Source organism: Mesorhizobium sp. M4B.F.Ca.ET.214.01.1.1, from assembly GCF_004791545.1.
In the GTDB taxonomy this organism is placed as follows: Bacteria; Pseudomonadota; Alphaproteobacteria; order Rhizobiales; family Rhizobiaceae; genus Mesorhizobium; species Mesorhizobium abyssinicae.
In genome coordinates this window covers 1-279 of sequence record NZ_SRUX01000319.1, presented here as the reverse complement: position 1 = coordinate 279, position 279 = coordinate 1, and the positions used below count along the sequence as shown (strand labels likewise).

The 279-nt window shown below is 59.5% G+C and carries 1 pseudogene; it reads right to left on the bottom strand.

Features of this window, described 5'->3' with window-relative positions:
• Nucleotides 1-279: pseudogene (locus tag EN857_RS34400) on the bottom strand (hypothetical protein); the annotation flags it as partial.

Here is a 279-nt window from a genome sequence, read left to right as displayed (position 1 = left end):
GCCTGCCTGGCACTGCCGAAGGTCGACCAGGAGATGACCTTCTTCGCTAGGAATTCATCCGGGATTTCGTAAACGCCGAGATCGATTGCACCGGCATTGGCGCGGACATAGTCCGTAAGCCTCGCCTTCAACCGCGCGTCTTGCGCAAGGCGGATGGTGTCCGGCGTATTTTCGAGCGGTTTCTGGCTGATTGTGGTGCCGTCGATACCGAAGATGCGCATGAGATAGGCGGCCTGACCGCCAAATTCGGTCTCCTGGCCGGAAGGAAAGCGCACCACC